Source organism: Serratia sp. 2C06 (genome assembly GCF_050037615.1).
In the GTDB taxonomy this organism is placed as follows: Bacteria; Pseudomonadota; Gammaproteobacteria; order Enterobacterales; family Enterobacteriaceae; genus Serratia; species Serratia ureilytica.
Map to the genome: position 1 here is coordinate 4,990,896 of NZ_CP188299.1, position 22,341 is coordinate 5,013,236.

The window sequence follows — 22,341 nt, forward strand, 5'->3', positions numbered from 1 at the left end:
CGTCAGCGCCCCCGGTCAGATCATTTCCAGTCGGGATTGTTCTCGAACTGCTGCTTAAGCAGCGCTTTCATGTCGTCATCCGGCTTGCCGAGCCACTGGTACTTGGCGTATTTCTTCGGATGATCGACGGCTTCCGGCCGATCTTCCACTTCCACCCGCACGCCCCAGGCCTGGGATTTGTCCGCGCTGAACGCCACGATCAAAAAGTTGTTGCCGCAGTCGTGCGGCTTGCACAGGTTGCCGACCAGATACTCTTTGCCCTTCCAGCTCAAGTTTTGCGCCGGCGTAGAGGTGCCGACGCCCTTGCGCGCCCAGCCCGGCATCCGCGCCTGGCCTTTGACCATGTTTTGCCAGCTGGCCTGATACCCCGGCTGCTGAATCAAATCCGATGTGGTGACGATCTGCTGAGCAAAGCTGCCCGCGCTGAAGCTGAGCAGTGCGCCGAAGAGGGCGCAACGCAGCGCCTGGTGTCCCGTCATAGTCCTTCTCCCTAGGTTAAATCAGGTTTCGCCCGTAAACCGGGCCTGAACTAGTCAGACCACGGTTGCGGCAAAAAGTTGACTCACCACCAGGCGTGAAAATGATGCACCGGCCCGATGCCGTGCCCCACTTCCAGCGTGTCCGCCTGTTGCAGCGCGTGTTGCAGGTAGTCCTTGGCGGCGGCCACCGTGGCCGCCCAGTCGGCATGGCGCGGGCGCAGCGCCGCCAGCGCGGCCGAGAGCGTGCAACCGGTGCCGTGGGTGTGGCGGGTGGCGACGCGCGGCGCCGTAAAGCGCTGCTCGCCTTCGGCGGTAAACAGCCAGTCCGGGCTCTCGCTTTCGCTCAGGTGGCCGCCCTTCATCAGCACCGCCCGGCAGCCCATCGCCAGCAGCGCCCGCCCCTGCTCGCGCATCTGCGCTTCATCTTCCGCCGGCGCGCACGCCAGCAGCGCCGCCGCTTCCGGCAGGTTCGGCGTAATGATCGACACCAGCGGCAACAGCTCGCGCCGGATAGACGCCACCGCCTCCGGCGCCAACAGCGGATCGCCGCTTTTCGCCAGCATCACGGTATCCAGCACCACGAATTCCGGCCGGTAATGGCGCAGCCGTTCGGCCACCGCCTGCACGATGTCGGCGTTGGCCAGCATGCCGATCTTGACGCTGTCGATGCGCACGTCGCTGAACACCGAGTCCAGCTGCGCGGCGACGAACGCCGGATCGATGTAATACACCGACTGCACGCCGCGGGTATTTTGCGCCACCAGCGCTGTGATCACCGAGGTGCCATAGGCGCCAAGCGCCGAGAAGGCCTTCAAATCGGCCTGAATGCCGGCGCCGCCGCTGGGATCGGTGCCGGCGATGGTCAGGGCGTTAATGCGTTTCATCACAGATCCTCCCCGCGCAGTTGATACAGCGCATCGAGGAACGCCGGCGTAAAGCTGCCCGGCCCGCCGGCCTGTCTGGCCGCGAGACCGCCGCAGTGGGACATCACCCGGCAAGCGGTCGCCACGTTGTCCAGGCGATCGCCCGGCAGGGCGCAAAACGCCGCCACGACCGCCGACAGCGCGCAGCCGGTGCCCACCACCCGCGTCATCAGTGGGGAACCGCCTTCGATCGCCCAATCGCGTTGGCCGTCGGTGACGTAATCCACCGCGCCGGTGACCGCCACCACCGCGCCGCTGCGCTGCGCCAGCTCACGCGCGGCGGGCAAGGCCGCCAGCGAATCGTCGCCGCTGTCCACGCCGCGGCCGCTGGCCAGCAACCCGCTGAGCGCCATGATTTCCGAGGCGTTGCCGCGTATCGCCGCCGGTTTCTCGTCCAGCAGCTGTTTGGCGAAGGCGGTGCGGTAGGAGAGCGCGCCGACCGCCACCGGATCCAGCGTCCAGGGCTTGCCGGCCCGATTGGCGGCGGCCACCGCCGCCCGCATCGATTCGGCGCGCAGCGCATTGAGGGTACCGACGTTGATCAGCAGGCCGTCGGCCAGCGCGCTGAACTGCGCCGCCTCTTGCGGCTCCACCACCATCGCCGGGGAGGCGCCGAGCGCCAATAGCACGTTGGCGGTCAGCGATTGCACCACTTCGTTGGTCAGGCAGTGGATCAGCGGAGGCCGCTGTTGGAATTGGGTCAGACAGGCCGCGGCGCGCGCGCCGGGTAGTGCATCAGGTCGAGCGATCATATTCCTCCCAACCGGCGTTCAAGAAGGCGGCGCCGGCTGGGCGGCCGTGACTTCCCTACGCTGGCATTATCCAGATCAGGTAATACGGGTATTTCTCAGCCTTCACGCGGAAGGGCACCCCGAGTCATGAAAATCAATAGGTTGCGATCAACGTTGCGTTAATCCCTGCTGGGGATCATGCCAGCGGCGGCGCGGACAAACAAGCGATTAAATTGGCCCAGCGGGCATACGCCGCGCAATGCGCTATAGTGAGCACAAACCACCGGGAGATGCCATGCAGATAAGACCCTACCAAGAGACCGATCGCCCCTTCCTGCGCACGCTGTACCTGGCGTCGCGCAAGGCGGCGTTCGGCTGGCGCGATACCTCAAACTATCAGTTGGAAGATTTCGACGGCGCGACGCTGGGCGAAGCGATTTGGGTGGCGGAAGACGGCGGCGCGCTGCTGGGATTCGTCTCCGTCTACCGCGAAGATAACTTCATTCATAACCTGTATGTCGATCCCCATCAGCCGCCGCGCGGCGTCGGCAGTGCGCTGCTGCATGCGGCGCAAGCCACCTTCACCGCCACCGGTTCGCTGAAATGCCTGGTGAAAAATGAAAAAGCGCTGGCGTTCTACCGCAAGCACGGCTGGCGCATCATCTCCACTGGCAACGACGGCGAAGAAGATTATTACCTGATGCACTCACCGGCCCGCTAGCCCTTACCCGCCGCATCCGGCATCCCGCGCAGCGTCAGCCGCCAAAACAGCAATGCGCTCAGGCTGACGCCCGCCCCCAGCCAGCAGACGCCGCTCCAGCCCGCCCAGGCGTACACATGGGTGCCGGCAAAGGCGCCCAGCCCGCTGCCGACGGCGTAAAACAGCATGTAGCAGCCCACCAGCCGGCTGTGCGACTGCGGATGCGCGCGGAAGATCATGCTCTGGTTCAGCACGTGGATCGCCTGGCCCGCCAGATCCAGCAGCACGATGCCCGCCACCAGCCAAACCAGGTCGCTGCCGAGCAAACCGAGCGGCAGCCAGGCCAGCGTCAGCAGCAGCAGACACACGCCGCTGGCCGCCTGCCCCAACCCGCGATCCGCCAGATGCCCGGCGCGCACCGCCGCCAGTGCGCCCACCGCGCCGACCAGGCCGAACGCCCCGACCGCGGCATGGGTGAAGTTGAACGGCGCCTGGCTCAGCGGCAACACCAGCGAACTCCAAAAGAGGCTGAAAGCGCCAAACATCAGCAGCGCCAACATGCCGCGAATTTGCAGCGTGCGGTCATGCAGCAACAGGGTCAGCATTGAACGCAGCAGCTCGGGATAACTCAGCGTACTGGGAGCGGTGCGCGGCGCAGGCAGCAGGCGCAACAGGATCGGCAGCAATACCAGCGTCACTCCAGCAGAGAAGAAATACACCGTGCGCCAACCGCCAACGTCCGCCAGCGCGCCGGACAGGGTGCGCGCCAGCAGCAACCCCAGCACCACTCCGCCCTGCGCCGCACCGACTACCCGCCCGCGCTCCTGCGGCGCCGCCAGTGCCGCAGCGAAAGCGATCAGCCCCTGCGTCATGGCAGTGCCCAATAAGCCTACCAGCAACATCCCTACCAGCAGCCCGGATGCGCTGTGCGCCCAGCCCACCAATAGCAGCGCGCCAATCAGCCCCAGCTGCTGCCCCGCCAGCAACCGATGCCGGTTCAACCGATCCCCCAACGGCACCACCAACAGCAACGCCAGCGCGCAGCCCAACTGAGTCACGGAGATCACCATGCCGACCGCCGCCAGGCTGATGGAAAAATCATGGGCGATGGCGTCCAACAGCGGCTGCGCATAGTAAACGTTGGCCACGCTGAAGGCGCTGGCGGCGGCCAACAGCAGCACCAGGGGGGCCGGCAGGCGCCCCAGCACCGCACAGGGAGGATCCAACAGTTTGTCGCTCATTGCACACCTCAATCTGGTTTCATTATTAAACCCAATGAACTTTAGGTGCAGAGGTTTTATAATGCAACCACAATATGCAGCTGGAGATAATCGTCGTGAAACGTAAGAGCCTGGAAGACGCGCCGTGCCCGGTGGCGCGCACGCTGGATGTGATTGGCGACTGGTGGTCACTGCTGATCGTGCGCGACGCCTTCGACGGCGTCACCCGTTTCAGCGAATTTCAAAAAGGGCTGGGGATGGCGAAGAACATTCTTGCCACCCGGCTGCGCGCCCTGGTGACGCACGGCGTGCTGGAGATCGTGCCCGCCGCAGACGGCAGTGCCTATCAGGAGTATGTGCTGACCGAGAAAGGCCGCGCGCTATTTCCGGTGATCGTTGGCCTGCGCCAGTGGGGGGAAGATCATTTGTTCGCCGAAGGAGAGGCGCATTCAACGCTGGTGGAAAGCGACAGCGGCCGCCCCGTGCCGCGCCTGACGCCGATCGGCAGCGCCGGGCAGACGCTCACCCCGCTTAACACCCGGGTGGTGAAGGTGGGGGAACGGTTTGAGCCATCTTTTAACAATCGCCAATTAGCTATAAAAGAAACACTTCCAACCGAAATCGCCGCACAGATCGACGCCGCATACAATGTGCTGACAGAGCAACTCGGCGAGACACTCTTGGGTATCCATCTGTATGGATCTGCGGTCGATGGCGGTCTTAAACCCAACAGCGATATCGACATCTTGGTCGTCATCAGCAAGCCGCTGATGTCAACCACTCGGGCCGCCCTCATGAAAGCTTTGCTGACCGTGTCGGCTCCGCCAGATGCCGACAGTATTTTTCGCCCGCTGGAAGTCACCGTGCTGGTACAGACCGACATCAAACCTTGGCGCTATCCGCCACGACGTGAGTTACAGTTTGGCGAATGGCTGCGTGAAGAGTTGCTGGTGGGAATTGTCTCCCCCGCCACCTTGGATCCTGATGTGGCGATCCTGCTTACCAAAGCCCGGCAGCATCATCGACATCTGTTCGGCACCTCCTTTGAACTCCTGTATGACAGCGTCCCTCGCAGTGACTTCATCGCCGCGCTCACCGATACCCTGAGTCAATGGAACGAACCTGATGACTGGCATGGCGACGAATGCAACATTGTGCTTGCGCTGGCGCGCATCTGGTTCAGCGCGGCAACCGGTCGGATCGCCCCCAAAGATGTGGCCGCCGAATGGCTGCTGGAACGCTTGCCATCTGAACACCAGCCGGTACTTAGCACCGCGCGGCGAGTTTATCTCGGACAAGCGATAGATGACCTGTCTCAGCATCAGCAGCCGTTGGCGGCATTCATCGGCTATGCCAAAACGACGATCGCAAGTCTATTGACGACAACAGCATCGCAATAAGACGCAGGCCTGTCGACACCACTTATCGTCTGCACTTTTTGATGCAGGGACGGATTTTGTTCATAGCCGCCGCCTCCTGCATGATTCGCTTCGCAGCGCCATCCGGGTAATGTATAGTCCGCGTTTTACGGAGATCCCATGCTGACTAACTCATCCATTCGTCTGAACAAATACATTAGCGAGAGCGGTATCTGCTCACGCCGCGACGCCGATCGATACATCGAACAGGGCAACGTTTTCATCAACGGTAAACGCGCCACCGTTGGCGCTCAGGTATTTGCCGGCGATGTGGTGAAGGTTAACGGTCAGCTGATCGAACCGCGCAATGAAGAAGATCTGGTGCTGATCGCGCTGAACAAGCCGGTCGGCATCGTCACCACCACCGAGGACGGCGAGCGCGACAACATCACCGACTTCGTCAACCACAGCAAGCGCATCTTCCCGATCGGCCGCTTGGACAAGGATTCGCAGGGGCTGATCTTTCTGACCAACCACGGTGACCTGGTCAACAAGATCCTGCGCGCCGGCAACAATCACGAGAAAGAGTATCTGGTGACGGTCAACAAGCCAGTGACCGACGAGTTTATTCGCGGCATGGGCGCCGGCGTGCCGATGCTTGGCACGGTGACCAAAAAGTGCAAGGTGAAGAAAGAAGCGCCGTTCGTGTTCCGCATCACGCTGGTGCAGGGGCTAAACCGCCAAATCCGCCGCATGTGCGAACACTTCGGCTATGAGGTCACCAAGCTGGAACGCACGCGCATCATGAACGTCAGCCTGAAAGGCTTGCCGCTGGGCGAATGGCGCGATCTGACCGATGACGAGCTGATTGAGCTGTTCAAGCTGATTGAAGGCTCTTCGTCCGAGGCTAAACCGACGAAGAAAGCCCCGGCCAAATCTGCCCCGGCGAAAAAACCGAGCGCCGGCGGACCGAAAAGCGCCGATAAAACCGCTGCGCCGACCGGCCGCAAGCGCTTTACCCAGCCAGGACGCAAGAAAAAAGGGCGTTAAACGTCCTTCCCTGCTCAGCCCGCCGTTGCGCGGGCTTGGCGAGGGCGAAACCCTGACCACCACCTAGACGAGTCTGATTGAAAACGAGGAAAATCAGGGGGTAAGAGTAAGGGTCACTATTTTTTTAACAGCGTGGTCTTACCGTCAGGCTCTTGAGCAAAAGTCTTCCCATCCAGACTGATAAAAATCCTTTTATTAGCATCACCATTAATAATCATCGCTATATCCTTATAGATACATTTGTTCTTGGCATCGCCCTCGGCAAAACAATGATAGTCATCAACACTTCCATCATTGCTACCCGTCGGAGCGGCAACATAGCCATCAAAATTCATTACGGCAACGGTAAAGTGACTCTCGTCTTTGATAATATGATATTTTTCCTGAAGTTTATCTTTATTATCATTCCACCAAGATATTTTACCTTCCGTGGTCAACGGAAGGTATTGAACATAAACAGCAGCACCATCAACCCGCACAACATTAGCCGGCCTGACAAGCACCCAAACCAACCAAAAAGCCGCTACGGCAACCAAAGAAAAGAACGCAACCTTTTTCTTGTTAAGCATAGTTTTCACCTGTCACTATTATCTTCGCGCCAAAGTTGGTGAAAAAGGGTCTAAACGCGAACTCTTTATACCTTTGAAGTACAAACCAAATCCTGAAAAAACCAATAGAATTAAACTTTAACTTGCTAATATCTTCTTTATCCAATCCAAAATGATCCTGAGCTTTATAGCTAATCACGGCAGTATATCTATTACCTTGAAAAACCAAAGAATCAACACTGATCTCTGTACTGCTGACCTCATGCACACTGACTCCCATTCCATTTATGCAGTCTTCCCAGCGGACATACTTTGGCAAACGGCTCTGTGATAACTGAAGAGCAAATGCCTCTTTATTCAGCCGATATGAGTTAAAGTCAAAGGTGTCGAGAACACTTTTAATTCGAATTAGCGTACTATTTTCTGATTTATCGCTCAGTATCAGCCTTTTATAGGCTAAATCCATTTGAACATCTTGAAAGTCAGTTCCGTTATTGCCCTGCATGTGATTGAAGAGCTTAACTATCAAGCCTTGATAAACGCCAGTAAAAGAAAAGTATCTCGATGCAGCTCTCAGCTCATCAAAAAGCATGGCAACCGCCTTTTCTTTTCCTGCTGCCGGAATATTTCGCGTTGCCGGATGATCATAGGGCGATTTATAAGTACTCCAATCGATAAACGTTGATACTTGCCCCAAGCGATACCGTTGCTTAAGTGTACGTTCATCCATATCGCCATATTGCATATCATCCGCAAAACGGTCGTTAAAAGGCTTCTTATTGGTGAAAATCGTTAACGGCCTTGTCAATTCACGCATTGGAAAATCAGTCCCTTGCCCATACCAAGAAGAGCATTAATCATACAGACAATCCCGCCCTGCTCATATCGGGAAATGTCTTAGCGCCCCCTTACGCAGGCTCACGGGAAACTTAATGCCCACCATAAAAAAGGCCCGCATCAAGCGGGCCTGCAAGTACCAGAGAAGTCTAGAGGAAAAATCAGAACGACCAGCGCAGGTTGGCGTTGACCGAATTGACGCGGGTATCGGCGCCGAATTGCCCCTGATAGCCAACATCCAGCGTCGCAGCGCGCGACAGCTTCACGCTCACGCCGATATCGCCCACCATCACGTTGTCATCCACGGCCTGGCCCTGAGTGACGAACGCGTCGCTGCCGGCAAACGCCATGCGCGATGAGGTGTTCTTATCGCCGTAGGCATGTTGCCAGCCGAGCGAGCCGTAAAGGCTGACGTTCTTCGGCAGTTCAGTCACGCCGCGCACCCCGAGCGTGGAGTAGAAGGTGTCCATCGTTTCATTGCGCACGCTCAGCGCCGCCGCGCCACCCGACTCCTGGAAGCTGTCGGTATGCAGGCGGATGTAGCTCAGGTTGATGAACGGTTCGACGTTCATCTCCGGCTGGCCGAAACGGTAACCCGCTTCGGTGAATGCCAGCAGCGAGTTCGCGTCATAATCCGACTTCAGCCGATCCGAGAAGCCGCTGAAATCGACGTTGCGCTTGCCTTCAATCTTGTGCCAGGTGTAACCCAGCGCGCCGCGCAGCGAGAACGCATCCTGTTGCCCGGCCGCATACAGGCCGAGGTGGTAGTTGTCGGTATCGGCCTTGGAGCGGCGGCTGTCGACGTCATAATCGCCGCGGCTGTAACCGAAGTAACCGCCGATGCGCACGTTATGGTCCGCCAGCTTGCGATCCGCCCCCAACAGGAAGCCGGTGGTGTTGCCATCCAGCTTGCCCACGTTGCCGTTGCCGCTGTTCCTGCCCCAGGAACTGAAGGTCTGGCCCCAGACGCCGCTCTTTTGCGCCTGCGCCGGTTGCACCAGCGACATCGCCAACGGCGGTATCGGCAGGCTGTCATTGTCGAACAGGCGCAGCATGCGCTGGTTCAGCACGTTGAACAGCTGGGTGCTGCCGGCGATCAGGTTAGACTGCATCGACGGATAGACTTCGCCGGACAGCTGATTGAACGCCTCGCGCGCTTCCGGCGCGCTCAGCAGCAGCAGCGAGTTGTACAGCGCCAGTGAAGGACCGCGCTGCGCCAGCGTAGAGAGCGCGCCGGCGGTATTCCACTGGTTGCCGCTCTCGGCCACCGTTTGGAAAATGCCCGGCTTGCCGCTGCCTGGATTCTCGCCCCCCGGATTTTCCCCGCCAGGGTTTTCTCCGCCCGGATTCTCGCCCCCTGGATTCTCACCGCCAGGGTTTTCTCCGCCCGGATTCTCACCACCTGGATTTTCCCCACCCGGATTCTCGCCGCCTGGGTTTTCACCGCCCGTGTCTTTCTGCGCGATAGTCAGATCCACGGCGTTGGCGCTGTGTTTTAACGCCACATCGAGGAAGGCAGACTTGGAGACCGCCGACGCGAACTGGCCGTCAATGCCGCCGTCCGAGGTCAGAATGCGGTAGCTTTGGCCGGTTTTATAGCTGGTTTGTGGATCCAGCGCCGTAACCTGCACCTTGGCCCGATCGCTGATGGTGGTTTTGCCCGCCACCAGCAGTTGATCGCTGCGGCCGTCGCCGGCGATATCGACGTCATAGAATGATTCGCCGATAAAGTTCAGGTAGCGTTTCAGCGTCAGCGTGCCGATATTGCCGTCGCCGGGCGAGATATGGCCGCCGGACTGGATCTCGGTCTGGCCCAGCGTGCCGTTGCCGCCCAGCGTGCCGCCGGCCTTGATCGACGCGGCGCTGCTGTAGCCCAGCCCGTTATTGACGTCGGTGCCCGCCGTCGCGTTAAGGATCAGCGTGCCGCCGTTCTCGGCGCCGAGGGTTTGGATCTCGAAGATGTCGTCTTCTTTCTGGGTATTGATGTCGCTGGCGATGATGAGCTTGCCGCCGCGCGCGGTGACGTTCGCCTGCAGCTCAGAGAGATCGCCGTTCAGCGTCGTGTGCCCGGCGCTGTTGATCACCTCGCCTTCGCCGCTCATCTTGTTGCTGAAAACGTAATTGCCGTCGGTATGGTTAAAGTACACATAGCTGCGGAACAATCCGCCTCGCAGGGCGATCGCCGTCTGGGCATCGATAGTGCCTGCAGCGCCCGCCGCGCCGAGCGTCGGTTCGGTTAACCCGGTGCCGGTGTCCATATTGCCGCGGCTGCCGATAATCAGCGCGCCGCGGTTCGAGCCGGAACCGGTCTTGCCCAGCACCACTTCGTTGCCGCCGGCGGAGAATGTCCCGCCGTCCATGACCGCCAACACGCCGTTGCCGTAATCGCCGACGTTGACGCTGCTGCCGCTGGTAAACCGTGAGCCGTTGCCGGCGATCGTCAGCTCGGCAGTTTTACGCGCGCCCGAGACGCCCGCCACCTGAATATTACCGACGTTGACCGCAGCGCCGTTCAGCACGTCCAGATCGCCGTAGAGCGTGAGCGCACGGCCGACGTTCCACTGGGAATTGTCCCCCTTGACCGTGGCTTTCGGGCTCAGCGTATCGGTCTCACCCGGCCCGCTGCCATTGCCGATGCGTGCGTCAAAGGCAGTGTTCAGCACCGCGCCGTCTTCAATCGCCAGCGTGGAACGTGCCCCCAGATCGGTGCCGACGCTGAGAAAATTGCTGGTAACGCGAGAACCGGCGCCGGTGGCGATAAGGTGGCTGTCATAGCCACGGGTGGTGCCGACCACGATCTCTTTCGCGCTGGCCAGCGCACCGTCTTCAACCCGCAAAGTGCCCCGCCCCAGATTGAGGCCGCCGCGCAGCACGAACTGATCGTTCACCGCATTCAGCTCGGCGTTCGGCCCGCGGACCGTGACTACGCTGTCATGAATTTGGCCGTTGAACATCCGGCCGATATTGATGTTATAGGCGCTGATCTTGCCATTCTCGATCAGCAGGTTGCCGCTTTGGTTACGGCCGACGTAAACGTCCCCGGTGTAGGCCAATGATTCGGTAATTTTTGAGTCGCCGTCAAAAATGGCATCGTCTGCGCGAGCGATATCGGCGGGCGCCAGCATCAACAGCGGCGCGGAAAATAGAGCGAGGTAAAGTTTGGAAAGCGGTGTTTTAACCGCTAAAGAATGCGATGTCGTGTCATTCACGGGCTATCTCCGTACTCGTTAGCGTGATGTCGCGGAATGTATTGTTATAAGAAAACTCAATGCGCTAGAGGAGGTATGAGGCGTTATTCCGCGCACGCAGGTTTATTGATCGTCGAAGCAAAAGCTTATTGCCCCCCGGCGCTGGCGCTCCGACGATGGAAAACCAGGAAGCGGCAATACCGCCTCCAAAGCGAATTATTTATGGGTGACTACCGGTGTACAGGTCGGCGCGCTCAGCGACGGCGAGGAGCCTAAAATTCCCGGCATCATCAGCGATGAACAATCGAAAATTCGGCCTTTTTCTGTGGTGGCGCGATAAGAAAGTTTTTGGCCGCCCAGCGCATCCGGCTGCGCGCCATTGACATTGGTCACGGTAATTTCGTCCGATGAACCCAGGCCCAGCATTTTAGCGGTTTCCGCCTGCAGCAGCGGAATGGCCTGATCGGTTTTCAGGGTGGAACAACCGGCTATCATCATCGTAACGGTTAAAACGATAAGTGGTTTCTTCATAAATTATCCTTTATAACCAATCAGTTAAAATTACCGATTGGCTTTATGTTTTCTCTTATCCAAATCCTCGAATAATATATTTCCCTTTCCTAAACGAAAAAACCCTCCTAAAGTAGGGAGGGTTGATAATAACTCATCAGACCTATCTGATATTTGAAGGCGAAAGGAGAATCCTTTGGGGCAGGATTATGCGTTGGTCGTTGATGACCATCCATTGGTAGCAAGCGGCATCGCTAATTTTCTCAGCACGCATTGCCGATTCAAACAGGCGCATGTGGTGACCACAGAAGAGAATTGCTACCGTCATATTAGGGAAAATGGCCCGCCGCGTTTACTGGTGATCGATTTTTGGCTCTCTTCCGGTACGGCGTTGAAATTACTCAAAGAAGTAAAGCAACTTTATCCTCAGGTGCGGATCTTGGTGGTTAGCGGCGACGAGAATAACGATATCTGGCAGAAAGTGCACACTGCCGGCGGGCATGGATTTGTATTAAAAAACGAACCTCCTGAATTATTCGCCAAGGCGGTCTTTGCGCTGAACGATAATCAGGAATGGTTTCCTGACGGGAATGAATTCGCCGTTAAAAGCAACCACGAGCATTTAAAAAAATTTAATTTAACCCCACGACAAATTGACGTATTAAATATGATGATGCGCGGCCTGCCCAATAAAAGGATCGCCGCGCAGCTGTCTATTTCCGAACCCACCGTCAAAGAACACATCAGCAATATTTTGAAAAAGATCGGCGTCAACAGCCGAGTGGAAGCCATTACGCTGTTGCACGGCAAACGGGAGCCGTCGCAATGAGGTTTTTCCAGAATTTACAAAATGATGGCATCTCACCACGCGCGCAGATCCGCCTGCTGGACAACACCTTCATGCGATTGGTGTTCAGCTTTACCGCCGTACCTTTCGTCGGCATCCCTTTCGCCATCTGGATTTATTTGCTGGGGGATGAACTTGGCCCAACCATTGCCTGGATCATGGTTTACCTGCTATGCGCCGTGGCGATCAGAATATGGCATCGGCGCTACCTGCGCGAGGCCAAAGAAAATGATGAAGACACCGTGCTGCGCCGCTGGCTGCCGCGCATTAATAAGGTGGCCTTTATTCACGGGCTGGGGATCTCCTCACTCTATTTAATTACCCCGCAGACCCATAACTTTGATTTTTTCCTGCTGCTCAATATCAGCATCGCCGCGATCGTCGCCGCCAATGCAACGCATCTGACGCCCGTCATCAGCACCTTTACGCGTTTTTTCTTCGCCTCCTGGGGGCTGCTGAACCTCGGCATCATCTGGCGGCTGGAAGACGTGATGTTCATCGTGCTGATGCTGAACTTGCTGTACGGTTTCGCCATTTATCGCCACGCGTTAACCTCACATGCGTTCTTTATTCAGCAAGCGCTGCTCGAAGAGCAAAGTTCGCGCCTGGCGGAACAGTTCCGCCAGGCCAAAGAAGAGGCGGAACAGGCGCTGTTGGACAAGAACCAGTTCCTGACCACCGCCAGCCACGATCTGCGCCAACCGGTGCACGCCATGGGTTTTCTGATCGAAGCCATCATCCACAAAAACCGGGACGACAGCCTGACGCCGCAGCTGCTGGATCTGCAGCAGAGCGTGCGCTCGGTGCATCTGATGTTCAATTCGCTGCTTGATCTCAGCAAGATCGAATCCGGCAACGTGCGCACCGCCGCCACCCATGTGGATATCGGCGCACTGCTCGACTCAGTGATCACCCTGTTCCGCGAAGAGGCCAACAGCCGCTCGCTGGCGCTGCGCACCTGGCGGCCCAGGCGGCGCATCTGCGTGATGGGCGATCCGCTGCTGGTGCGGCAATCGCTGATCAATCTGATCCAAAATGCCCTGCGCTACACGCAACGGGGCGGCGTACTGATCGCCATCCGCCCGCGCGGCGCCGAGTGCCTGGTGGAAGTATGGGATACCGGCGTAGGCATCGCCGACGAAGAGAAAAGCAAAATCTTCTCCCCTTACTACCGCCCCGAGCTGGCGTGGAAGATAGACAGCGCCGGGCACGGGCTGGGGTTGGCAGTGGTAGCGCGCTGCGCCAAGCTGATGAAGGTGAAGTACGGCATGCACTCCGTCGAGGGCAAAGGCTCGCGCTTCTGGATGCGCTTTGCGCAATACCTCGGCGAAGACAAAGCGCCGGAGAGCGCGGCGACGTACGACAACACCGCCACGCCCACCCGCTACGCGCCGCTGCGGGGATCCTGCCTGGTGGTGGACGACGATCCTTTGGTGACCTCCGCCTGGGAAAGCCTGATGAGCACCTGGGGCATCACCGTGCGCTGCGCGGCCTCCGCCGAGGAAGCCTTCGCCATCGTCGACGACGGCTTTACGCCGTTCGCCGTGCTGTGCGATCAACGCCTGCGCTCCGGCGAGAGCGGTTTCGACATCCTCAAAGCGTTGTTCGAACGCCTGCCGGACGTGAGTGGCGCCATGGTCAGCGGCGAGTTCAATTCGCAAGTTCTGCAAGAGGCCGAGCAGGAAGGCTATCTGGTGCTGCGCAAGCCGCTGGAACCGGCCAGGCTGCATGCGCTGTTGACGCAGTGGGGGGCAAGTTAACTACACAGATGGCGCAGGTTATCCGCCAGCAATAAGACAGGCTCAATGAATAAAACATTAAGCCTGCCGCATTTTACGTGGCGTTATCTAAATACGATTAATCGCATTTAGGCGGTTCTGGTTTGCAGACCGGCGGCTCAGGTTTACATACCGGCGGTTTTGGCGTGCAACCGCCCCAGGCATTATTCCACGCGTTTCCCCAGCTGTTAACAACCTTGCCGATAATAGCCAGACCCAGGCCAATCGTTGCGCCGTTCACCTGCTGAACTTCTGTTGAGTTTAATTCTCTCATTTTTCATCTCCATTCACTAAAAAGAATCAATTAAAAAAGACTGCTTTTTATGAACCGTCGGTTCACGCTTTAGGTATAAGGTGCTCGATAAATTAACTCAATAACGAAAATCTTAATTAAAGATGAAATAAATATAAAATTTTATATTTCATCAAACAATTACGCCATTGCATTTACAGGCTGCAAAGTAATTACCCGATCTGCCGATGCAATCGTCGATGGCCGATGAGCAATGATAACGCGGGTCATTTTCAACGAGGATATGGCTTCGTTCACCCTTTTTTCATTGTCCAGATCCAAATGACTGGTGGCTTCGTCCATAAACAGAATACTGGGCCTTCGATACAACGCGCGGGCGATAAGCACCCGCTGTTTTTGCCCGCCGGAAAGGCTCCCCCCCAATTCGCCCACCAACGTTTCATATCCCATCGGCATTTTCATAATATCGTCGTGAATATTGCAATGCTTGGCGCATTCAACGATAAACTCCGTATCGGGATGAGCATCAAAACTGCATATGTTCTCGGCAATTGAACCGGCAAGCAGTTTATCTTCTTGCAATACACATGCGATGCACTCCCGATAATTATTAATGCCGATATCATGAATGTTAATGCCGTTGATAAACAAACGCCCTTCCGTCGGTTCCAACAGCCCGCACATCAGCTTCATCAACGTGGTTTTGCCGACGCCTGAAGGCCCGACGATCGCCACGCTTTCTCCCGCCGCGATCTGCAGGCTGAGTCCGGGGATCACTGGGCGCGAAAGGCTATCATATTGATAAAGCAGATCGCGCACTTCAAAAGTCACCGCCTCGTTGGGATTGCATATCTTGCGATAGGGCTTTTCTTCCTCTGTCGTAGAAAGCACGATGTCCGCCAGCCTTTCATTATGCAAATTCAGCATTCGCAGCCGAATGACCATATCGATAAGATTTGACGCGCGATCGGAGAATTGCCCCCGATAGGCATTAAAAGCGACAAACATGCCTAATGTCATTTGACTGTCGATCACTAAAGACGCGCCCAACCACAAGATAACGATTTGATCGCAGGCCGCAAGAAACGCATTCACGCCGCCAAAGAACATATCGAGCTTCGTCACCCGAATATTGGCGTTTGCCGTATCGATATTTAAATTTAACCAGAATTGCGAACGCGTTCCCGCCAACCCCAACGACTTCAGCGTCGCGATGCTGTACAGCGTCTCCATAAAATGTGAGCTGGCTTTCGCCGACTTCACCAATTGCTCCTCGGACGCTTGCCGATAATAGCGATAGGTCGAAAGGCGCAGCAGAACATATAAGACCGTAAAGCCGGAGGCTACCCACACCAGCCAGCCACCGTACATGAACATCATGATAAATACGCCGACCGACATGATGCCATCAATGATGCTGGAAACGATACTGGTGGTAAACGTGGTGCGAATGGCGTCCAACGAGCCAAAGCGCGATTGAATATCACCCAGCTTGCGCTTTTCAAAATAGGCAAGCGGGAGCTTCATCAGATGATCAAACAGCCCTGATTTCCACTGTATATCGATCAGCGCGCCCATCACGATGGAGATCCACGAGCGAAACATCGAAACGCAGGTGCGGAACAAGATAAAAAACAGTAAACCGACGCAAATAATGACCAATAAATTATGGTCGCCGGCCTGGATGACGTGGTCCATCACCAACTGAGTCCCGACGGGCATCAGCAGGTTGACGGCCTCAATGACCAGCGACAGAGCGAAAATTTTTACCAGCGCGCTTTTAAGACCGGTGACATTGCTGAGCAGTTTCCTAAAGTGCAGGCGATTTTTCTGCACCACAGGCGTGAATTCACTGCTTGGCCATACCTCTAAAGCGATTCCGGTAAAATGAAGGGAAAACTCCTGCAGGCCGATAACCCGGCGGCCAAATGCCGGATCGTGCAGGGTTATCCGCCCACCGCGAATGTTGACCAGGACCACAAAGTGATTCATATCCCAGTGCAATATGCAGGGCCTTTTCACCTGGTGAATCTCATCCAGGCTCAAGGATAGAGCCCGCGTTTTCAAATTGAGATTCTCGGCGATCGCGATCAGCGAGCTCAGGGTGGCGCCGCGGGCCGAGATATCAAACTTCTGGCGCATCGACAGCATATCGATGTGCATGCCGTAATAGCCGCACACCATCGCTAAACTGGCCAGCCCGCATTCGGCGGCCTCCGTTTGCAAGACCTGCGGCACTTTTCTTCTGAGCGACAGGTTCAGCTTGCCAACGATATTCTCATAAACTTTATTCACGAAGTGGCCCCGACACACTGTTTTTCATGTCATAAAATGGCGCGAACATCCATTGGTAGATGGGTCTTTTCTCCAGGAAAAGCGTGGCTTGCGCCTTCATGCCGCTTGAAAGGTTCAGCTTCTTTCCCTGATAGCCGAATTGCGTGTTATCGATAGCCACCAGCACTTTGTAGTACGACTCAACCAGTTCAGCCGATTGTCGAGTTGGCGAACTGCTGTAAGTGGACATTTCCTGAATCGATGCGGGAACATAAGCGATGCTTTCGATCACGCCGGGAAACTGACCAAATTTTTCATACGGGAAGGCGTCATAGCGAACGTTGATGTGATCGCCTCGGCTCACGTAAGGCACGCTGCTGTTGGGCAACCATAAAACCAAATAATAGATGGCATGATTACTGGGGATTAATTGCGCCAGGCTGTCTCCCGTATTGACCATTTGCCCAGGCGTCACGCTGAGCGATTCAACGCGCCCGTCCGCCGGCGCATTGACAATCAACGAGCCGCTGGCGTCCGCTTCGGCCAGCTGCCGCAGGAGATCATTGCGCTGAAATTGATATTGTGAGATTTGATTATCGAAATCGGACGCTCTTGTCGCGAGATCGCTATTCAGGTTAGTTATCTGCAAAGACTCTTGAATGCTTTGGTTATAGAGACTGTGGAACGTACTCTGCTGCTGATAGTAGAGGTAAACCTGGTTATTCAGCTGATCCCGATTAATGAGCCCCTTACTGCGATACTCATCGTAATTTTTCATGGTTTCGCGCATGAAGTTAACGCCGTTGCGTGAATTCTCGACCATCTGTTTGGACTGGCTGTGCGCCAGTTTATATTGGTCAATCTGCGCTTGCAGATTGACCAGGGTCGTTTTCTTGTTCGCCTCCAATTTGGCGATGATGCTATCGACCTGCGCCAGTTGATTTTCTATCGCCTGCCGCGTGCTTGCGCTGACGGTGCCGGAATCCGTCACCCTGCTGACGTCTATCTGATAAAGATGCTGCCCTTTTTTTACCTGATCGCCCACATTGACAAAGCGTTGTGCAATGAATCCCTGCTGAGTAGCAAATATATTGACCGATCTTGGCAGCGTCGTGACCTCTCCGCCCACGCTGATACGCCGGGTATAACCGCCATAGGTCACGAAAATGATCAGCACAGAAACGAATGAAAGTGAAATGCCCGCGATGACCCAGGCCGGCAACCCTGCAATTAACAATGCTTTTCCTGCCCATTTAGAACGACTGTGCGATAAGGCCTCTTCCCTAAACAAATTCTGACCGCTCCATATATAACGACACCGTTCATTTTTATCTTTTCCCTGGCCCAACACGGCGCTTATTTAGATTTAGTCTTTGTTGGCAAAACCCACAAGTAATAATAATCTTAAAAAAACACAAAACTGCTGAAACGTCACAAAAAGTGCGACCCTAATATTAGCGACGGCGTTATGAGTTGCATATTTCAACGCCGACCTCTTTAATCTAAGCGTATTCTCATCAAGCCGTCATTCACAGAGGCTGCGAGAATTAAGCGGCGAAACGCTTTACGTTTCGTTCCTGAGGTATAGGGATAAAGTTGAAAGGATTTACTATGAAAGAGCTAAATACTGCAGAGATCGAAATCGTTTCTGGTGCGGGGATTATTTCCGATACGGCAAGCTTTGTATCAGGATTTGCCGGCGATGTTATCATTGATACCGTAAAATTGGCCAATGATGCGCTTAATACCCGATTGATCTCTTCCGTAGGCCAAGGGTTCAACGCGATCGGTTTTGGCTTGGGCGCCGTTCATAATGTCGCGGACTCGCTTGGCTATGCGGCATTTAAAAGCGTTGCAGCCGTAGGCTCCCTGCTGGGCGGGGATGCAAGCCGTATCGAATATCATTACGAGAAAGAATGGGGTGCTTGAAAACAAGCGGCTCCCTCTGAAAGGTTAATGATGCTAACCACCTGCCCAATCAGGTGGTTATTTCAATTACGCACTCACTAACTCTTCTGTTTGAAAACCGCTTTGGTCAATGGAGAGGAGAACACGTTGTGCGGATCGTACTTATTCAGCACGTTGCAGGCATGATTCCAACTGTCATTGTTCCCTGCCCCGGCATTAAAGCTGCGCGGAATGTTTTCTTCGAGTACGGTTTTATCCTGCCACGCGGCCTGTGACGTATAACCCCAGCCTTTACTCCACTCTACGCGAACCGTCGCATAGTCGCCCGCATAGTGGCTAAAAATCCATTTTTCCATTTCACTGTAGAATTTATTGGCATCCGGCGTATCGGGCATGGTCAGAATATCCAACCAGATCGCGACATCCCATTCCGGATGGGATTCAACGGGACGAATAGCCGAAAGATCGGGAGCAATGGCATTGGCCACCGCGCTCTCTTTTGCACTGTCCAATCCGGTGACGCGAATTTCAATCGGGCCATTCATCGGAAATGAATTCTTGCGCTGGTAATCGGCCACCATTTCTTCATATTTTTTCGTGAAATCGTGCAATACGTTTTGAATATTGCTCCGCTTCGTGATTATCGCGTAACCATTGGCCGTCACGCGCAGCGTTGTCGGCTTCACATACAACAGCAGATCCTTGCTCCACCCCCACAGATCCGCCGACACGGTGGCCCCTAAACCAATGCTGACCAACTCCATCTGCGCCTTGCCGAGTGTCGGGGTCAGCTCCGGGTGGCCATTATTGATTTTTTTAATGATATCGGAAATTTTAACCGGCAAATTATCCGAGAACGGATAGTTAAATGGACCATTAACCGGTTTTGACACTTTTGGGAAGCTGTCTTCTTGCTTCCACACTTTCAGCCATGGTTTTTCCGTGAACGGGAACCAGATGACTTCAACGCGCCCGCACAGATCCAAGAAATGGCTGAAGGTATTTTTTGTCGTGCTCGCAGTGGAAAAAAGATCCGCCGCAGTGACATTAACATAACTTTGACAGCGTAAACGCCGGTTGCGCGGCACCTGCAGCGTCACTTCGCTGATAAAAGCCCGGCCGACATGCACCAGGAATGCCGAGCTCTCCGCATTATCACGCGTAAACTCCTTTAATTCATACTTCGACCGCGCCTGATCCCAGACGACAGCTTTTAGCGACACCACGCTATTGCTCACGGAACCAAAGCTGGCAAACTCAGCCAGAGGCTCATCTTTTGCCGGGATGCAGGTTCCATGGCCGCCGATGGCGAGCACGCCGCCCAGGGTCAGATCGCCAGGCGCCGGCGTCGCGTAAAAGCCGAGTTTCTTTTTTTCTAATTCAGTGAGCAAAGCCTGCATTGTCACCCCCGTTTGCGCGGTGACGTATCCATGCTCTCCCACTTTATTGATTGAGATGTTTTTGAATTTCCTGGTGAGGTCGATCAGCACGACATTGCTGTTATCCTCCCCGTTTGCAATAACGAGCGGGGACCAGTTGTGCTTGATGCCAACCGGACGCACGCAATATTTATTCTCATGCGCCCAGTTAATTACGGCCAAGAGCTCATCCGTATTTTGTGGATAGCAGGTCAGAATATGATTGCCGGAGATTTCTTTTGACCAATTAACAAAATTGACATACTCATAGCCCACAGGGAACGTGTTCAAACTAGAACCAGTCATAACTGACTTCCTTTTAAAATTAAAATAGATAGAGATAAAAACGGCAACAGCCCGAGCGCTAATTAATCACCCTGATAAGCACCTCCTTTTCCTTGGGATAATCCCTCTGTTTTACTGCCCGAAGAGCGTCAAGACTTGCCAATATAAATCAACACCTTGACGTTAATTTCCGCGTATTGAAAATTCTTTTCTTTATGCAACTCAATTAAAAAGCCGTTTCTTATTCGCACGCCAAGCAAAGGAAGATAGGCGTCATAGATGCTGTCAAAAAAAACCAGATATTCGTTCAACCTGCCGTTAAACTCGAACAATAAATACTGCCCTCTTATCAACGTCAGATTGCGTGTCTCGTAGTACCCTTTGCTGAGCGTTACTTCCCAACCGGATGAAGCCAACTTTACCGTGCGCATTGACGTATCGGTATTTTTCCCTGTGCGGCTGCCGTATTTCTGTCGTTCCTCTCCTCCAGAGCTGGAAGCATTCATTGAATGATAGAGAAAAAACTTATATCCCTTAAGCAGGTATATGTTCTTGGGCATTTCGATAAAATGATATGCTGACGGATTTTGTATTAAAAAGGGAGGGAGATGTTTGGAAAAGTCCCATTCCTGGCTCGTTCTAAAGTCCTTTGGGCTTTCACCGAAAAAGCGTTGAAAGGCGCGGCTAAAAGCCTGCTGGGAGCTAAAGCCGATAGCAGTAGCCACTTCCAATACTTTTAAATCAGACTGTTTGAGCATGACGGCAGACTTGCTCAGACGCCTATTTCTGATATACGTCGCTATTTTCATTCCCGTATAACGCTGAAACATTCTTTGCAAGTGCCATTTCGAATAACCAGACAAATCCGATAACTTTTCTATCGAGAGATCATGCTGTATATTCATCTCGATCAAATTAACTAGCTCGACCACAATACTATGCTGGTAACTCATAATGACATCCATGCCCTAACAAAACCCACCCTCAGACAACCTGCTCATTGGGCTTTTATCCATTAAAATGAAAAACAAAGCGCTGCCGCAATCATGCAATTAGGATTAGAATGTGAAAAACGATGAACCTTTTATAATTGATTGACAGAGAGATACTTCTTTTTGGGTAGACATCCTCCTTGTGACGTTATTGGTATAATTCTTATAAAGCTTTTCCCTGGTGAAGGCTTTTCCTGTCTCTTTCATCTTGACCAATATCCATCCTGACGTTGTGCAACTAAGCAGTCAAAAGAAAGCATATCCTGGCATCCGTTGATAAATCGTTTGCCTCCCTCTCGGCGGTGCATTTTAATACCCTTACATTTAGAGTAGCCTATGTAGATAGCTTAGAAAATATCAAATGCCAGATAATTACACAGTTCGCACTTTATGTTACGACAATAATTAAAAGACAAGAAAAATCATATAATTAGAATTTCAACTCCAAGCAATGAATGCCGATAAAACGTAGGAATCGCCATTGAGAAGGGTTATTAAATACAATAAAACCGCTGATTTCCTCAATAAAAACAGAAGGAAAGATTTATAAAATAAGAAATAGACTAATTCATCGCATCCTTCTGATATATTTATTCGTCAGACCAAGTCTTTCAGAAAAATCCCATAAAAGGGCGCACGGAGTCCTTTTATTTTCGCAGAGGATTAATTAGCTACGCCATCGCCCGATGCCGATGAGTCGACGCGCCTCAATACGGCAATTCATTATGCCGCGGCCCGGCGGATACGGTGAATAAAGCCCCGTTATCCGACGACATCATCGCACCGGCGAAGTGCGCGTGGTTGCAGAATACCGTTCTGCGGATAGGCGCAAAGCCGAGATGGGAAACGCAGCGCCTCAGGAAATGAGCCGTAAGCAAAGCGCAGGCGGCTCCGTGCGGGCTGTCCTCTCCATTCACGCCTCTCTCAACCCAGCCCTCTTGCGGATCGGAGGCCGTCTACGGCACAGGGCGCCAAACATCAGGCATAAAAAAACCCGCCGTTAAGCGGGTTTGGTTCTCATGTGCGGTTCACTGACGCCAGC

At 54.6% G+C, this 22,341-nt stretch carries 19 protein-coding genes, 1 pseudogene and 1 riboswitch; of the genes and pseudogenes, 7 read left to right on the forward strand and 13 right to left on the reverse strand.

Features of this window, described 5'->3' with window-relative positions; translation table 11 throughout:
* Positions 1-20 precede the first annotated feature (20 nt).
* The 3 genes from ACP3TA_RS24360 to thiM form a co-directional block, all read right to left on the reverse strand.
* Positions 21-479 carry an inhibitor of vertebrate lysozyme family protein gene (locus ACP3TA_RS24360; RefSeq protein ID WP_033644072.1) on the reverse strand — a complete coding sequence of 153 codons (459 nt, stop codon included), beginning with the start codon at positions 477-479 and terminating at the stop codon, positions 21-23.
* 83 nt (positions 480-562) lie between these two features.
* Positions 563-1,363, reverse strand: coding sequence for a bifunctional hydroxymethylpyrimidine kinase/phosphomethylpyrimidine kinase (thiD, locus tag ACP3TA_RS24365; RefSeq protein ID WP_025303881.1), 801 nt, complete (start codon positions 1,361-1,363; stop codon positions 563-565).
* Positions 1,363-2,154, reverse strand: a complete 792-nt coding sequence (gene thiM, locus ACP3TA_RS24370; RefSeq protein ID WP_033644073.1) for a hydroxyethylthiazole kinase — start codon at positions 2,152-2,154, stop codon at positions 1,363-1,365. The genes thiD and thiM overlap by 1 nt, the downstream gene beginning before the upstream one ends.
* A gap of 35 nt (positions 2,155-2,189) precedes the next feature.
* Positions 2,190-2,286, reverse strand: a riboswitch (TPP riboswitch).
* Positions 2,287-2,428: 142 nt separating this feature from the next.
* On the opposite strand from thiM, the gene ACP3TA_RS24375 reads away from it, so the two are divergent.
* Positions 2,429-2,854: a GNAT family N-acetyltransferase gene (locus ACP3TA_RS24375; protein ID WP_033644074.1), complete on the forward strand. Its 426-nt coding sequence runs from the start codon at positions 2,429-2,431 to the stop codon at positions 2,852-2,854.
* Here ACP3TA_RS24375 and ACP3TA_RS24380 read toward each other — a convergent pair.
* On the reverse strand, positions 2,851-4,074 hold the full coding sequence (locus ACP3TA_RS24380) for an MFS transporter (protein ID WP_096242489.1): 1,224 nt from the start codon (positions 4,072-4,074) through the stop codon (positions 2,851-2,853). The genes ACP3TA_RS24375 and ACP3TA_RS24380 overlap by 4 nt on opposite strands.
* Before the next feature lie 95 nt (positions 4,075-4,169).
* Between ACP3TA_RS24380 and ACP3TA_RS24385 the strand changes: the two are divergent.
* From ACP3TA_RS24385 to rluF, 3 genes and pseudogenes are all read left to right on the forward strand, one after another.
* Positions 4,170-4,607 (forward strand): annotated as a pseudogene (locus ACP3TA_RS24385) (winged helix-turn-helix transcriptional regulator); the annotation flags it as partial.
* Positions 4,608-4,649: 42 nt separating this feature from the next.
* Positions 4,650-5,453 carry an aminoglycoside adenylyltransferase family protein gene (locus ACP3TA_RS24390; RefSeq protein ID WP_350425085.1) on the forward strand — a complete coding sequence of 268 codons (804 nt, stop codon included), beginning with the start codon at positions 4,650-4,652 and terminating at the stop codon, positions 5,451-5,453.
* A 138-nt stretch (positions 5,454-5,591) separates the two neighbouring features.
* Positions 5,592-6,461, forward strand: coding sequence for a 23S rRNA pseudouridine(2604) synthase RluF (gene rluF / locus ACP3TA_RS24395; protein WP_103682044.1), 870 nt, complete (start codon positions 5,592-5,594; stop codon positions 6,459-6,461).
* 116 nt (positions 6,462-6,577) lie between these two features.
* Here the strand turns inward: rluF and ACP3TA_RS24400 are convergent, their stop codons facing one another.
* The 4 genes from ACP3TA_RS24400 to ACP3TA_RS24415 all read right to left on the reverse strand — a co-directional run bounded on the left by ACP3TA_RS24400 (position 6,578) and on the right by ACP3TA_RS24415 (position 11,565).
* Positions 6,578-7,030, reverse strand: coding sequence for a DUF943 family protein (locus ACP3TA_RS24400; RefSeq protein WP_033644077.1), 453 nt, complete (start codon positions 7,028-7,030; stop codon positions 6,578-6,580).
* A complete protein-coding gene (locus ACP3TA_RS24405) occupies positions 7,023-7,826 on the reverse strand; it encodes a YPO3983 family protein (RefSeq protein ID WP_206196262.1) in 804 nt (267 codons plus the stop codon). The genes ACP3TA_RS24400 and ACP3TA_RS24405 overlap by 8 nt, the downstream gene beginning before the upstream one ends.
* Positions 7,827-8,007: 181 nt before the next feature.
* A complete protein-coding gene (locus ACP3TA_RS24410; protein WP_426784468.1) occupies positions 8,008-11,055 on the reverse strand; it encodes an autotransporter outer membrane beta-barrel domain-containing protein in 3,048 nt (1,015 codons plus the stop codon).
* 195 nt (positions 11,056-11,250) lie between these two features.
* The gene (locus ACP3TA_RS24415; RefSeq protein ID WP_206196261.1) at positions 11,251-11,565 is read right to left on the reverse strand and encodes a hypothetical protein; all 315 of its coding nucleotides are present in this window, start codon (positions 11,563-11,565) and stop codon (positions 11,251-11,253) included.
* A gap of 175 nt (positions 11,566-11,740) precedes the next feature.
* Here ACP3TA_RS24415 and ACP3TA_RS24420 point away from each other — a divergent pair, with 175 nt between their 5' ends.
* Together ACP3TA_RS24420 and ACP3TA_RS24425 are read left to right on the forward strand one after the other, a co-directional pair.
* On the forward strand, positions 11,741-12,373 hold the full coding sequence (locus tag ACP3TA_RS24420; protein WP_033644079.1) for a response regulator transcription factor: 633 nt from the start codon (positions 11,741-11,743) through the stop codon (positions 12,371-12,373).
* Positions 12,370-14,151, forward strand: a complete 1,782-nt coding sequence (locus ACP3TA_RS24425) for a hybrid sensor histidine kinase/response regulator (protein ID WP_197788874.1) — start codon at positions 12,370-12,372, stop codon at positions 14,149-14,151. Before ACP3TA_RS24420 ends, ACP3TA_RS24425 begins: the two co-directional genes overlap by 4 nt.
* 97 nt (positions 14,152-14,248) lie before the next feature.
* Here ACP3TA_RS24425 and ACP3TA_RS24430 read toward each other — a convergent pair whose 3' ends face one another.
* The 3 genes from ACP3TA_RS24430 to ACP3TA_RS24440 form a co-directional block, all read right to left on the reverse strand.
* Positions 14,249-14,443, reverse strand: coding sequence for a hypothetical protein (locus tag ACP3TA_RS24430; RefSeq protein ID WP_127897174.1), 195 nt, complete (start codon positions 14,441-14,443; stop codon positions 14,249-14,251).
* Between the two features lie 159 nt (positions 14,444-14,602).
* Positions 14,603-16,717 carry a peptidase domain-containing ABC transporter gene (locus ACP3TA_RS24435; RefSeq protein ID WP_033644081.1) on the reverse strand — a complete coding sequence of 705 codons (2,115 nt, stop codon included), beginning with the start codon at positions 16,715-16,717 and terminating at the stop codon, positions 14,603-14,605.
* Positions 16,710-18,005 carry an HlyD family secretion protein gene (locus ACP3TA_RS24440; RefSeq protein ID WP_406875281.1) on the reverse strand — a complete coding sequence of 432 codons (1,296 nt, stop codon included), beginning with the start codon at positions 18,003-18,005 and terminating at the stop codon, positions 16,710-16,712. Before ACP3TA_RS24440 ends, ACP3TA_RS24435 begins: the two co-directional genes overlap by 8 nt.
* Before the next feature lie 302 nt (positions 18,006-18,307).
* Between ACP3TA_RS24440 and ACP3TA_RS24445 the strand changes: the two genes are divergently transcribed.
* Positions 18,308-18,625 (forward strand): hypothetical protein, encoded by a 318-nt coding sequence (locus ACP3TA_RS24445; RefSeq protein ID WP_079007635.1) that lies wholly within the window; start codon positions 18,308-18,310, stop codon positions 18,623-18,625.
* Positions 18,626-18,702: 77 nt separating this feature from the next.
* On the opposite strand, the gene ACP3TA_RS24450 is transcribed toward ACP3TA_RS24445, so the two are convergent.
* Positions 18,703-20,328: a cholesterol oxidase substrate-binding domain-containing protein gene (locus ACP3TA_RS24450; RefSeq protein WP_047574026.1), complete on the reverse strand. Its 1,626-nt coding sequence runs from the start codon at positions 20,326-20,328 to the stop codon at positions 18,703-18,705.
* 128 nt (positions 20,329-20,456) lie between these two features.
* Positions 20,457-21,260, reverse strand: a complete 804-nt coding sequence (locus ACP3TA_RS24455) for a helix-turn-helix domain-containing protein (RefSeq protein WP_033644341.1) — start codon at positions 21,258-21,260, stop codon at positions 20,457-20,459.
* Positions 21,261-22,341 lie beyond the last annotated feature (1,081 nt).